Here is a 12,536-nt window from a genome sequence, read left to right as displayed (position 1 = left end):
GGCCATCGAGACCAGGCGTTCGGCCTGGGCGTAGGACAGCGAGTCTTCGACGAGGGCGGGCATGGCCGCCAGGGCGGTGAAATCGATCTCGGCGCGGGTGGGGGCCTTGTATTCCTTATAGACCATCGAATCGGCGAACTTGGTCTTCACATTCGGCGCGCCATACACCACGCCCTGACCACCCTGACCGATCTTGCTCAACACACCAAGCTTGTCGCGAGCTATCACTTGCGCCGCCATGGCTCATCTTGTTCCCCCAGCGCTGAAGATGTCCAGGGCCGGCCATTGAGAATCTTCCAAGCCGGGTGCCTCATCCTCGCGGGACCGGCCATCGAGGGCGGCACGCAGGACATGCATTGCGCGGAGGCGGGAACCCGACAATGGACCGGACATTCACCGATTGGATCAGGCGGACGGCGGCGGCCGCGGCGCTGGCGGCGGCGCTGCTGTCCGCGGTGTTGGCGGCGCCGCCCGCGTCCGCCGCCCACGTGGATCTGGCCGTGGGCATGCCGATCGAAATCGGCAGGCACAGCTGCTCGCTGGGGTTCTTCGGGTTCAATGCCCGTCAGGATCGACTGGCGGTGACCGCAGGTCATTGTTCGGACTCGGTGCCCGACGAACCGGTCTACGCCGACAACGGTGTGCAGATCGGGGTGGTGGTCGCCTGGAAGGAAGACCTGGCCAACGCCGCGGGCAAGTTGATCGGCGCCCGCGGCTACACGATTATCTCTGTGTACAAACGCTTTTCGCTGGAGCCGTTCTTCTCCGGTGTCAGCACGGCCGTCAGCCAGGGCGATTACGTGACCAAGTTCGGTCAGCGCACGGGCAAGACCAATGGCGTCATCAAAAGCGTTCAGTACGACGGCAAGCGACCCGACCTCGCGTTGCTGTCGTCGAACATGGTGCAGCTGCCGGGGGATTCCGGTTGCCCGTGGTACACCAGCGCAGATGCGTTGGTGGGCATGGGCTCGAGCGGCGACCAGGAAGAGGAGGGCGGCGACGCCGGCAGCCAAGCCCAGCCGATCGCGGCCGTGCTCGACATGATCCGCGCCAACGGTGGCGTCTGGGGCGAGGATTTCAAGGTCTGGACGCAGTAATCGGTGGCTGAAAATGATTGAGAATTCGGTGATTTGATGGCGGACAACGCAAGTCACCGGGAATCCTTGCCAAGCGCCACGGTGGGGACAATAATTACCGGCACCTATCAGCGAGGTCGGGTGTGCGTTTTCGCCTCGTCGGGTGCAGTTCACTGACGGGAGGATCTGCTCATGACGACGCCGGCCGGCTGGTATGACGACCCCGAGGACGCCAACTCGCAGCGTTACTGGGACGGCCAGAACTGGACGCCCCACCGGGAGCGAAAGCCGATCGCGCAACCCACGCCGCAGCCGGTCGTGTCCCCGCCCGCGATGCCGCCCCCGGGGCAACAGCCTTATTGGCCACCCGGCCCGCTCCCGGGTGGGATGCCGCCGCGGCGGTCCCGGACCCCGCTCATCATCGGCGTGGCCGTCGCCGTCGCGGTGATCGGTGCCGTCGTCGGCGTGGTCCTGTTCCTGTTCGTGTTGGGCGGAAAGACGATCATCCCCGACAAGGCCGCGCAGATGCTCACCAACGCGGTCGCGCGGCAGAACGGCTTCACGCCGACCGACACGAGCTGCCCGTCGGGGGTCAAGGCCAAGGTCGGCGCGACCTTCGACTGCCACTTCACCGGTCCCGACGGGTCGAGGGTCACCTCGCACATGAAGGTCACCAAGGTCGACGGCGACGATGTCGTGCTCGACATGCGCTGGGGCGAAGACAGCGGTTAGACGAAGCGCCTAACGCCCCGTATCGCTGTGCCCCACAAACTAATTGGTGAAAAGTCCTGACGGCGGGAGGAGCTGCCCATGACGACACCCACCCAGGCCGGCTGGTACGACGACCCGCAGGACTCCAGCGCCCAGCGTTACTGGGACGGCCACAATTGGACGCCGCACCGGCAGCGCAAGTCCGCCGCGCAGCCCCGTCCGGCCGCCCCCGCGCCGGCAAGGTCGGCACCACCGCCGCCCCCGCCCCCTCGGACGGGCGCGCCGCCGCCTCCTCCGCCCCCGCCTTCACCCCCGCCGGCTCAGACACCAAACGTCGCTCCGCGGAAGCGGTCTCGGGCCCCGATGCTCATCGGGGCGCTCGTCGCCGTCGCGGTGTTGGCCGTGGGCGGCGTGCTGGGCTACAAGTTGGTGGTCGTGCCCAAGTTGGCCGAGCACCAGATCAAGACGCTCGTGCAGAACGTCACCAACGCTCAGAACAATGCCGACGGGCCGGGATTGCTGCAGCTGGACTGCGCCCGCGCCCGCGGGCAGAACCCCGCCACCAGCCAGATGTTGCGCGACGACGTCAACGAAGAGGGCACGATCGCGACGGCGGTGACCAACGTCCATGTCACCGGTGACACCGCCACCGCCACGGTCACCACCACACGGTCCAAATCGCCCGACCAGCGCATGCCCGAGACGTGGTCGTTCGTCAAGGAGGGCGGCGCCTGGAAGTGGTGCGGCCGCGCCGACAACTCGGGCTGAGCTGTGCCGCCGCGGGATCCGGCAATCGCCTTGCCGGGTGGCGCAATTCGTCGTGAAAATGCCGACGGCACCGCCCCGCCGGCCCCGCGGCCGTCGCAAACGCCCGCTTTCGCTCCGACACGGGGAGGATAATTGCTGGTAAACGTCGCTGATGGTTGACGCCCGCGCTATTCTCGCTTTCGCGGGTGCAGTTCAGTCAACCGAGAGGTTCTGCCCATGACGACACCCAACGAGCCCGGTTGGTACGACGACCCACAGGACTCCAGCGCCCAGCGTTACTGGGACGGTCAAGATTGGACGCCGCACCGGCAGCGCAAGCCGAACGTGCAGGCCGCACGCCCGCCCGTCACGCCGCAGCATCAGCCACCGCCGCCGCCGTCGGGCGCGCCGACCCAGGCCGCGCCCCTGCCGCCCCCGCCACAGGCCCGGTCCCCGTACGCCGATGCGCCCACCCAGGCCGGCCCGCTGCCCCCGCCGCCCCCGCCCCCTCCGCCGCGGGCCTCTGCCCCGCCGCCGCCACCGCCCCCGCCGCCCAATCTTCCGCCGCCGCCGGGCTATTCCACCGGTGCGCCGCAGGGCCCGGGCGGCCCGCCGTCACCACCACCACCACCACCCCCGCAGTGGGCCCCGCCCGGGCCCCAAACTCCGGCCGGCGGCGCTCTGGTGGCGTCGGACGGCCTCGCGCAGGTCAAGGACTTCGCCGGAAAGCTGTCGGTCACCGGCTGGATCGTGCTCGGCGGACTGGTCGTCACCGTCATCGCGATCTTCCTGCCGTTCGCGACGGTCAGCTACAAGCTGTTCGGGGAGACCCTGGGTTCCCACGACGTGTCCGCCAACGGCGCGGCGAAGTTCGTCGTTATCGTGTTGGCCGCCTTGGCCGGCTGGCTCGCCTACCCCGCCCTGACGGGCGCCCAGATGGTGGTCGGCCGCCTCATCGGGCTCAGCGTGGCGGTCGGGCTCCTCGGTGCCCTGACGGCCGTGTGGTTCTACACCGTGTCGTCGGAAAACGACAAGGGCGAGGGCGTCGTCGACCTCACGCCGGGGTTCGGCTTGATGTTGTACGCACTGGCGGTCATCGTCACCGCGGTGGGAGTCGTGCGCCTTTGGATCGACCGATCGAAGGCCCCGAAGCAGGCCTACTAGCAGTACGCCACAACGAAATAGGGTGCCCCATGAGTTCTCGTCGCGCTCGTCAATTGATCGGCGTCACCGGCGCCGTCACGGTCATCGCCGCCAGCATGCTGACCGCCGCCTGTACTGCCAAGGGCACCAACAATTCCGACGCGGGCGCCACCGCCCCCACGGCGGGCACGGCGGCGAAGCCGAGCAGGGGGACAAGCGCGACACCCACTGCGGGGCAACCCGCACCGTCCGCGGGGCAGCCCTCCCAGGGCCCGGCCACCGGCTCGGCCGTCGTGCTGCCCTTCACCGGCCTGGACCGGCCCGTCGACGTGACGGTGCCGGCGGCGAGCGGCGCCGTCTTCGTCACCGACGGCGGCAACAACCGGGTGGTGAAGCTGGCCGCCAACTCGCCCACCCAATCCGTGCCGCCGGTCTCCGGCCTCAACAGCCCCGTCGGCGTGGCGGCCAACGGCGACGACCTCTTCGTCACCGATGCCAACAGCAGCCGGGTGTCGTGGTCGAACACGCCCCAAACCACCCCTACGCCGCCCTGGCAATCCGCCTCCAACAGCGTGTGGGTGGGCCCGTTCACCGGCCTGAATTCGCCGCACGGCGTGTACTGGGTCATGGGCCAGCAGTTCTACGTCGTCGACGCCGGCAACAACCGGGTGCTGATGTGGCGCAACGGGATGAACGCGCCCCAGGTGCTGGGCTTCACGGGCCTGAACAACCCGGACGGCATCGCGGTCGACCAGTTCTTCAACGTCTTCGTCGCCGACACCGGCAACAACCGCGTGGTGCTGCTCAAGGGCGACGGCAGCCAGAGCGTGCTGTCATTCACCGGTCTCAGCAGCCCGCAGGGTGTCGCCGAGTTCGCCGGCGACGTCTATGTCACCGACGGCGGCAACAACCGGGTGGTGAAACTCAAGTTCGACCACACCACCAAGGCCACCACCCAGTCGATCCTGCCGATCAGCGGCCTGAAGAACCCGCGCGGCGTCGCCCTCGACGGCCAGGGCAACCTGTACGTCGTCGACAGCGGCAACAACCGAGTGCTCAAGCTGGACAAGGCATTTGCGGGACAGTGACTCCGCCTCGGGCGGGCAACCCGGCGAGCCGCTGGCCTACCTCGTCGTCGCCGACGGCGGTCGCGAACGTCCCGTGCCGATCTTCGATCAGTTGTTCGTCGGCCGGGAATGCGCCGGCATCAGCGAGATGCGCCGGCTGGTGCTCGACGATCCGGAGATCTCGCGCACCCATTTGGAAATCCGGCTGGATGCCGCCGGCGACCAGGCGTTCGTGATCGACACCAGTAGCAACGGCACCGCGGTCAACGGCGTGCGGCTGGAACGCGCCGTCGCCCTGCCCATCCGGCCGGGCGACGAGATCCGGTTGGGCGACGTGACGCTGACGTTTCGCTCGCAGCGTTTCACGGCCGTTCCCCGCGGGCCCGCGATGCGCACGCGGGAACGGATCGGCAGGGCCGCCATGGTGATGGTGGTCGGCGACATCGTGAACTACTCGACGATCTCGCAGCTGACCGACGAGGGGGTGATGGCGCGCAGCCTGCACACGCTGTGGCATGAGCTGGGGGAGGTGTTGCGGGCGCATCGCGGCACGCTCAGCTACTACGCCGGCGACGCGCTGTTCGCCGTCTGGGAGCTTGGCCGGTTCCCGGACGCGGGCGAGCTGGCCATCGACTTCGCGCTGGCCGCCAACGGGCTCGTCGACGGATTGGCGCCCCGGCTGCCGCTGCGTGACCCGGACGGCTCGCCGATCCACATGGGCTGGGGCGTGGTGCAGGGCATGGTCGCCCTGGCGGCCATGACCAGGTCGGCCGACGCGGTGATCGGCGACGCCACCAACGTGGCGTTCCGGTTGGCGGGCCTGGCCGGCCGCGACGGACGGGCGGCGGTGATGGTGACCGGTGAGGTGCGCCGCACCGTCGCCGCCCCGTTCGTCTGGGGCGACGGCGAACAGGTCGAGCTGAAGGGCCGCCGCGGAACGGAAACGGTGTTCCCGGTGCTCGCGCGCGCGGCCGGCTGAGCAAGGCCCCAAGAATCCTTGAAGGCCTCGCGATCACCCTTGTCGGCATGAGAAAGACCGCGCTCGCTGTGGTCGGAACCGCTTGGCTGGCAGTGCTTTTCTCCCCGGTGGCCACGGCCGACCCGTCCCTGGCGCATTCGGTGAACGTCCGGACGACGTCGCCGCCGATGCGCTGCGCGGTCGCCTCGGACGACGACCACGGGCGGGGCCCCAACGTCGTATGCCAGACGGCCGGCTTCCCGCAGTCCCCGATGAATCCTACGCCGTACCCGGGCTGGCCGGGCGACCCGCTGGTGCTGCACCAGGACCAGGCCATCGTCTCGGCCTCCGGCCGATTCGAGTGGCGGACAGCCAATCTCGGCTCGGCCCCGCCCGGGCAGCCCGACATCACGCTCGCCGCAGGGGAGACGTACCGCCTGCAGGGCTGGACGATCGTGCCCGCCGGCGGCGGCACCCGCTTCACCAACCACGCCACCGGACACGGCATGTTCATCGCGACGGACTACGGCGTCACGCCGTTCTGAGCGCAACACGGTGTCCCGGCCAGCGGTCCTTGCTGCCCGGCCGACCGGTCCGAGTTGTTAACCTGGCGAAATGGACGAGCCCGGCGACAAGGCGGCGAAGGCGGCTCTGGCCGCCACCAGCCGGGCGCTGCTGTGCATGATGTCCTACGAGGAGGAGATCTCCGGCTACGACCTCAAGAAATGGATCGACTGGAGCGTCGACCTCTACTACTGGAGCCCGTCCTACAGCCAGATCTATACCGAGCTGAAGAAGCTCGAGGGCCTGGGGCTGGTGACGTCGCGCGTCGAACGCGACGAGGGCACCCGCAGCCGCCGGCTCTACAAGATCACCGAGGCCGGGATGGCCGCCGCGATCGACTGGGTCAACAACGCGCCGGTGGACCCCCCGGTCCTCAAACACAGCGTGCTGCTGCGCGTGACGTTCGGCCACCTGACCAACCCGGCCCGGCTCAAGGAACTGCTGCAGGAACACGTGGCGTACGCCGACGCCCGTCACCGCAAGGCGGTCGAAGACGCCGACGGCGCCGAGGTCGAACCCGCGTGGGCATATTCGGTGATCGCGCTGCGCTGGGCGGCGAAGTACTACGCCGCCGAGCGCGAGTTCGCCCTGGAACTGATGAAGGACATCGACGAGGCGGACGCGATCATGCAGAAGGCCGCGAAGGGCGGCTTCGGGAAACCGCGCCCCACGCCGGGTTACTGGCGCGAGGTCGAAAAGCAGGTCCAGGCCAAGCGCGAAGCCGACTAACCGTCGCCCGCGGCGTCGAGCGCGGCGATGTACCCGTACACCAGCCCCTGCGCGATCGTCGCGCCCGCTCCCGGGTACGTCGTGCCGAACGCGTTCGCGGCGGTGTTGCCGATCGCATACAACCCGGCGATCACGCCGCCGTCCTCGCGCAGCGCCCGCGCCCGCGCGTCGGTCTTGAGCCCGCCGCACGTACCCAGATCGCTGAGCACCATTTTCACGGCGTAGAACGGACCCTTGACCAACGGGCGCAGGTTCGGGTTCGGCTTTATGGTCGGGTCACCGTAGTAGCGGTCGTAGGCGCTGTCGCCCCGGCCGAAGTCGGGATCCGCGCCGGCCGAGGCGTTTTCGTTGAAGCGTGTCATCGTCGCGGAGAACTCCGCGGCCGGCACCCGCATGTGCGCGCCCAGCTCGCCGAGGCTATCGGCCCGCACCGCGATGCCGGCGTCGTACCATGGCTGCGGAATGCGCATCCGCGGAAACAGTTCGGCCCCAAAGACGTAACTGTTGCGGTACTGCTGGTCGAACACGATCCACATCGTCTCGACGGGGCTGCCCGACCGCTCCAGCTCGAGCAGCCGTTGCCCGAACGACATGTAGTCCGCCGACTCGTTGGCGAACCGGCGGCCGTGCTCGTTCACGATCAGCGAGCCCGGCAGCGACCGTTCGGCCAGCATCACCGCCGGGGCCTTTCCGGGCAGGGGCGCAATGGCGGGAAACCACCACGCCTGATCCATCAGCGCGATACCGGCGCCGGCGTCCTGGCCCGCGCGGATCCCGTCGCCGGTGTTGGATTCGGCGCCCAGGCTCAGGTTGGCGCCGAGGAATTCGGACTGGAACTTCCACCGCATGTCCATGCTGTGGTCGAAGCCGCCGGTGGCCAGCACCACCCCGCGCCGGGCGGTGATCGTCACCTCGCGTCCGTCGTGGTCGACGACGGCTCCGGCGACGCGATCACCCGAATCGTTCACCAGGCGCAGCAGCGTGGTGTCGGTCCACACCGGGATCCCGGCGCGCAGCACACCCGCGAATAACCCGGCCATCAGGCCCTGCCCGCCCGCGGCGTAGCGCCGGCCCAGCAGCCGGCCGCCCACGCCCTGCGCCACCCGCTTGGCGAACGTCGGAACGCCCTTGCGCGGCACCCGCGCCACCAGATTCATCCACCGGTAGTCGGCGCCCGTCGTGGGTATCGAGAAGCCGGCCTCCAGCACGCCGGGGCGCAGCCGGGTGCGGTACTCGCCGAGCACCGACGTATCCAGCGGGTGACACTCGCAGGTGCGGCCCGCCGCGCTGCCGCCCGGCTCCTCGGGGTGGTAGTCGGAGTAGTCGCGGGCCCAGAAAAGCCGCAGCGGGGTGGTACGGCCCAGCATGTCCACCATCGCCGACACGTGGTCGAGGAACCCGGTCGACCGCTGCACCGGCGCCGACCCCGCGACCACGGAGTCCAGGTAGGTGGCGGCACGTTCGGTCGTGTCACCGGCCCCGCGCAGCACGGGTGAGGCGGGCAGCCACAGCGCACCCCCGGAGCGGGCGGTCGAACCGCCGACGTGCGACGACTTCTCGACGATCAGCACCGACAGCCCGCGCTCACGGGCGGCCAGGGCCGCGGCCATGCCGGTGCCCGACCCGACCACCAGCAGATCCACGGTCGTGTCGGCGACCGGGAGACCGGCCGGGATCGTCATGCTGTGCGGGGCCACGTCGGAAACCGTAGGCCGCCGCGGCCGGGAAAAAGAAGTCACGTCCTGATCAGTGGAACAGCCGGCCCCCGCGGGCGCGGCCGCGGGAGTTAAATCATTCCCATGACGTCGCACACCGGGGTCGAAAACACTGACGAAGTTCGGCTCATCGAAGCGCAGGCCGCGCCGGCGCGATTCGCCCGCGGTTGGCATTGCCTGGGCCTGATCAGAGATTTCGCCGACGGCAAGCCGCACCCGATCAACGCCTTCGGGCAAAAGCTGGTCGTCTTCCGCAGCGGGGACGGCAGCATCAACGTGCTCGACAGCTACTGCCGGCACATGGGCGGTGACCTGTCGCAGGGCGAGGTCAAGGGCGACGAGATCGCGTGCCCGTTCCACGACTGGCGCTGGGGCGGCGACGGGCGATGCAAGCGGGTGCCGTACAGCAAGCGCACGCCCCGGCTGGCGCGCACGAGGGCGTGGACGACGCTGCAACAGGACGGCATGCTGTTCGTCTGGAACGACCCCGAGGGCAACCCGCCGCGCCCGGAGGTCACCATCCCGCGCATCGAGGGCGCCACGAGCGACGAGTGGACCGACTGGCACTGGTACACCACCGTCGTGAACAGCAACTGCCGCGAAATCATCGACAACGTCGTGGATATGGCGCACTTCTTCTACATTCACGGCTCGCTGCCGACGTATTTCAAGAACATCTTCGAGGGGCATGTCGCCACGCAGTACATGAACGGCGGCAGCCGGCCCGACCTGGGCGGCACCGTGGGTTCGGAGATGCTGGGCACGACGTCGGTGGCGTCCTACTACGGCCCCTCGTTCATGATCGACGACCTGACCTACCACTACCAGCACGGCGACGCCAACACGATCCTCATCAATTGCCACTATCCGATCGACGCGAATTCCTTTGTGCTGCAATACGGCATCATCGTCAAGAAATCCGACACGTTGCCCGACGACCAGGCCATGCAGACCGCGATCACCCTCGGCGACTTCGTCAAGCTGGGATTCGAGCAGGACGTGGCGATCTGGCGGCACAAGGCGCGCATCGACAACCCCCTGCTGGTCGAGGAGGACGGCCCGGTCTACCAGTTGCGCCGCTGGTATCAGCAGTTTTATGTGGATGTGGCCGACGTCGCCCCAGACATGGTGGACCGCTTCGAATTCGAGCTCGACACCACCCGGCCGTACGAGGCGTGGATGAAAGAGGTCGAGGCGAACATGGCGGCCCAGGGTTCCGTGTGATGTCGGTCCGGCCGGACAACCGCCTCGACGAGATGCCGATGGTCCCCGTCGCGTGCCACAGCTGCGGGGCGCGGGTGCTGGCGCGCAAGAGCAGCTGGAACCAGACCAGCGTCCAGTGGGACGCGGGCGCGTTGGCCCGCTGCATCGAGCGCCGTGACGCCGTGCGCCTGGCCGCTCATCATCGCGAGCCGTTCCTGGCGTGCGCCGCACTGCGGGACTCGATCCAGTTCGCCGTCGCCGCAGGGGAGTTGGCGATCGTCGACCCGTAATCACCCACCAAATACGTCGAGTGCCCCGACGTACGCGCGGTTGGCCTTGACCCGCTCGGTCAAGCACCACGATCCGTCCGGGCGGCGCCGCCACGTGTCGTGATAGTCGCCGATCGTGTAGAACCGCGTCGAGGGGTCGGCCGTCGAGTTCAGGTGCACATCACGGATGTAGGCGCGGCTCACCGCGGTGTCTCCCGTGATGTCGACGACGACGTTGCCCAACAAGTGTTGGGTGGGACCGCATTTGTCGAGAAACCCCCGAATCACCTCGATGATCGCGTCGCTACCCTCCAGCGGCCCGGTCCCCAGATCCCCTCGCGCATTCTCGGCAAGGATCTCGGCCATCGCCGCCCAGTCGCGGTCGTCCATGGCGCGGGCGAACCGGACCAGTGCGCGTTGCACGTCGCGCTCGTCGCACAGCGCCTGCAACCGATCGTCAACCATGTCAGGCATGTGCGCCGCCGTCGACGCGAATCTCCGTCCCGGTGACGAACGCACCGTCATCGGACGCCACCATCGCGATCACCGAGGCGACCGCGCTTGCGTCGCCGAGTATTTCGCTGTCCTTGCCGTGCAGCAGCGGGGTTTGCTTGGCCCACAGGCCCAGGTCATATCCGTCGGGCATTTTCTCCAGCGTGCTGTTGGCCAGTGCCGTGGAGATCCCGCCCGGTTGGATGTTGACCGCACGCAACCCTTGCTTGGAGTACTCCAGCGCCAGCGAATGCGTGAAACTCAGGATGCCGCCCTTGCTGGCGGCATAGGCGGCCATGTAGGGGTGGGCAAACGATGCGGCGGTGGAGGTGAAGTTCACCACGACTCCGCGCCCGGACTGCAGCAGCGCGGGCAGCGCCTGTCGCGTCATCAGGAACGTGCCGGTCAGGTTGACCGCCAACGTCCGGTTCCAGTCGGCCAGGGTGGTCTCGTGGGTGTGCGAACAGGTTTGCACGGCAGCGACATTGACGAGCACCTCGAGGCCGCCCAGGTCGGCCACCGCGGCATCGACGGCGGCGATGATGTCCTCTTCGATCGAGACATCCAGGACGGCGGTGGTCAGGCGATCGGCGGCGCCCGCGCCGTCGGCGGCGGACGCGGTGCGCGCCAACCCGTCCGCAGCGACGTCGTAGGCCACGACGGTGGCGCCCTCGTCGAGCAGCCGGGCCACGGTGGCCTGCCCGATGCCGGAGCCGGCGCCGGTGACGATCACCCGCCGATCGGTGAAACGACCCGTCGGCGCTGACTTTTCCGTCACGTCAGTTGGAAGGCGCTGATCGGGGCCTCCTCCGGGTAGGTGGCCGGGCCGCCGAGGTCGTAGCCGGCGTTGAGCGCGCTGATGAACTCGGGGTCGTGCAGCGGTTCGCCGGGGATGTCGAGGTTGATGCCCTTGCCTTGGAGATCGTCGACCATGATGTCGATGGCCTTCTCGACGGTCAGGTCGTCGGAACCCTCCATGTTCTTTTTCAGCTCGTCGAAGTCGGCGAACACCTCGGCCGACCAGTGCACCAGAAACCGGAGTTCGTCGGTGTGGTGGCGGGCGATCACGTCCTCGCCGTTTTTCAGCAGCCAGTGCTCGCGGCTGGTGGGGTCGCCTCCGAACACGGTGTCGAACGCCAGGCCCGCCGGAATCTGTTGGTCCAGTGGACCATTCGCCTCGCCGCGGTGCACCATCATCTCGTTTTGCACCACGACACCGCGGTTGTTGATCGGGGGCAGGAGGCGTTGGGGCGCCTTGAGTGGCCCGTGCGGCCAGTAGGTGAAGCCGCTGCCGGCATCGAGGGAGAACCAGGTGATGACCTGCGCCATCTTGATCAGGTAGTCGCGGAACAGGCCGGATTTGCCCATCACGCTGGTCAGCCAGGTCGGGGCATTCTCGTGCCGCACACCGCGGAAGCTCGGCGAATCGAGGTGGCCGGGGTCGCGGTTGGCGCACGGGCCGTTGATGTTGAACAGCATCAACTGTGGCTTGGCGTATTCGGCGCCCCAGTAGCTCTTGGCCATCTCCAGGAAGCGCTCGTTGTAGAAGCAGTCGTGCAGTTGCGGGTAGAGCACCGCGCCGTAGTTGGCGAGGTAGCCGCGGAAGGTCGGGGTCAGGAACAAGTCGAGCGAGGGACTGAACCCCTCGGGGAACATGCCGCTCATCGTCGCCATCAATTCGTCGGCGGACGCGAAATGCTGGGCGATGATCAGCTTCCACGGTCCCTCGGTGCGCACCACGTCGAGCAGCCGCTCACGCTGGTCGTCGGTGTAGACGTTGTCGATCTCGCGGGGTGGCGCGGCCGGCCGCAGCACGTCGGAAAGCTCCATCCGGCGCTCGTCGGTGAGCATCAGCTGTCTCC

The 12,536-nt window shown here is 68.4% G+C and carries 15 protein-coding genes; 10 read left to right on the top strand and 5 right to left on the bottom strand.

What is annotated here, in order from left to right; translation table 11 throughout:
• Positions 1-240, bottom strand: a 240-nt coding sequence (locus tag AC5Y4Z_RS21125; protein ID WP_499966721.1) for a hypothetical protein, incomplete at its 3' end; no start/stop codon positions are given.
• Positions 241-380: 140 nt separating this feature from the next.
• Between AC5Y4Z_RS21125 and AC5Y4Z_RS21120 the strand changes: the two genes are divergently transcribed.
• From AC5Y4Z_RS21120 to AC5Y4Z_RS21085, 8 genes are all read left to right on the top strand, one after another.
• A complete protein-coding gene (locus AC5Y4Z_RS21120; protein WP_499966719.1) occupies positions 381-1,097 on the top strand; it encodes a chymotrypsin family serine protease in 717 nt (238 codons plus the stop codon).
• 171 nt (positions 1,098-1,268) lie between these two features.
• Entirely contained in the window at positions 1,269-1,808 is a 540-nt protein-coding gene (locus tag AC5Y4Z_RS21115; protein WP_499966718.1) for a DUF4333 domain-containing protein, read from the top strand.
• Between the two features lie 78 nt (positions 1,809-1,886).
• Positions 1,887-2,555, top strand: a complete 669-nt coding sequence (locus AC5Y4Z_RS21110) for a DUF2510 domain-containing protein (RefSeq protein WP_499966717.1) — start codon at positions 1,887-1,889, stop codon at positions 2,553-2,555.
• Between the two features lie 216 nt (positions 2,556-2,771).
• Positions 2,772-3,698 carry a DUF2510 domain-containing protein gene (locus AC5Y4Z_RS21105; RefSeq protein WP_499966716.1) on the top strand — a complete coding sequence of 309 codons (927 nt, stop codon included), beginning with the start codon at positions 2,772-2,774 and terminating at the stop codon, positions 3,696-3,698.
• A gap of 29 nt (positions 3,699-3,727) precedes the next feature.
• The gene (locus AC5Y4Z_RS21100; protein WP_499966715.1) at positions 3,728-4,765 is read left to right on the top strand and encodes an NHL repeat-containing protein; all 1,038 of its coding nucleotides are present in this window, start codon (positions 3,728-3,730) and stop codon (positions 4,763-4,765) included.
• On the top strand, positions 4,752-5,723 hold the full coding sequence (locus AC5Y4Z_RS21095; RefSeq protein WP_499966714.1) for an FHA domain-containing protein: 972 nt from the start codon (positions 4,752-4,754) through the stop codon (positions 5,721-5,723). The genes AC5Y4Z_RS21100 and AC5Y4Z_RS21095 overlap by 14 nt, the downstream gene beginning before the upstream one ends.
• Before the next feature lie 47 nt (positions 5,724-5,770).
• On the top strand, positions 5,771-6,247 hold the full coding sequence (locus tag AC5Y4Z_RS21090; protein WP_499966713.1) for a hypothetical protein: 477 nt from the start codon (positions 5,771-5,773) through the stop codon (positions 6,245-6,247).
• 70 nt (positions 6,248-6,317) lie between these two features.
• Positions 6,318-6,995 (top strand): PadR family transcriptional regulator, encoded by a 678-nt coding sequence (locus AC5Y4Z_RS21085; protein ID WP_499966711.1) that lies wholly within the window; start codon positions 6,318-6,320, stop codon positions 6,993-6,995.
• Here AC5Y4Z_RS21085 and AC5Y4Z_RS21080 read toward each other — a convergent pair.
• Positions 6,992-8,692: a 3-ketosteroid-delta-1-dehydrogenase gene (locus AC5Y4Z_RS21080; protein WP_499966710.1), complete on the bottom strand. Its 1,701-nt coding sequence runs from the start codon at positions 8,690-8,692 to the stop codon at positions 6,992-6,994. The genes AC5Y4Z_RS21085 and AC5Y4Z_RS21080 overlap by 4 nt on opposite strands.
• Positions 8,693-8,794: 102 nt before the next feature.
• Between AC5Y4Z_RS21080 and AC5Y4Z_RS21075 the strand changes: the two genes are divergently transcribed.
• Together AC5Y4Z_RS21075 and AC5Y4Z_RS21070 are read left to right on the top strand one after the other, a co-directional pair.
• Positions 8,795-9,934 (top strand): 3-ketosteroid-9-alpha-monooxygenase, oxygenase component, encoded by a 1,140-nt coding sequence (locus tag AC5Y4Z_RS21075; protein ID WP_499966709.1) that lies wholly within the window; start codon positions 8,795-8,797, stop codon positions 9,932-9,934.
• Positions 9,934-10,203 (top strand): ferredoxin, encoded by a 270-nt coding sequence (locus AC5Y4Z_RS21070; RefSeq protein ID WP_499966708.1) that lies wholly within the window; start codon positions 9,934-9,936, stop codon positions 10,201-10,203. Before AC5Y4Z_RS21075 ends, AC5Y4Z_RS21070 begins: the two co-directional genes overlap by 1 nt.
• Here the strand turns inward: AC5Y4Z_RS21070 and AC5Y4Z_RS21065 are convergent, their stop codons facing one another.
• The 3 genes from AC5Y4Z_RS21065 to AC5Y4Z_RS21055 are packed head-to-tail and all read right to left on the bottom strand — an operon-like array spanning position 10,204 to position 12,525.
• Positions 10,204-10,632 (bottom strand): nuclear transport factor 2 family protein, encoded by a 429-nt coding sequence (locus AC5Y4Z_RS21065; protein WP_499966762.1) that lies wholly within the window; start codon positions 10,630-10,632, stop codon positions 10,204-10,206.
• A gap of 16 nt (positions 10,633-10,648) precedes the next feature.
• Positions 10,649-11,452: an SDR family NAD(P)-dependent oxidoreductase gene (locus tag AC5Y4Z_RS21060; RefSeq protein WP_499966707.1), complete on the bottom strand. Its 804-nt coding sequence runs from the start codon at positions 11,450-11,452 to the stop codon at positions 10,649-10,651.
• Positions 11,449-12,525 carry a hypothetical protein gene (locus AC5Y4Z_RS21055; protein ID WP_499966706.1) on the bottom strand — a complete coding sequence of 359 codons (1,077 nt, stop codon included), beginning with the start codon at positions 12,523-12,525 and terminating at the stop codon, positions 11,449-11,451. The genes AC5Y4Z_RS21060 and AC5Y4Z_RS21055 overlap by 4 nt, the downstream gene beginning before the upstream one ends.
• Positions 12,526-12,536 lie beyond the last annotated feature (11 nt).

This window comes from Mycobacterium sp. NGS63 (genome assembly GCF_059812295.1).
The sequence above is the reverse complement of the archived record's forward strand: the minus strand, read 5'-3'. Positions and strand labels throughout refer to the sequence as shown.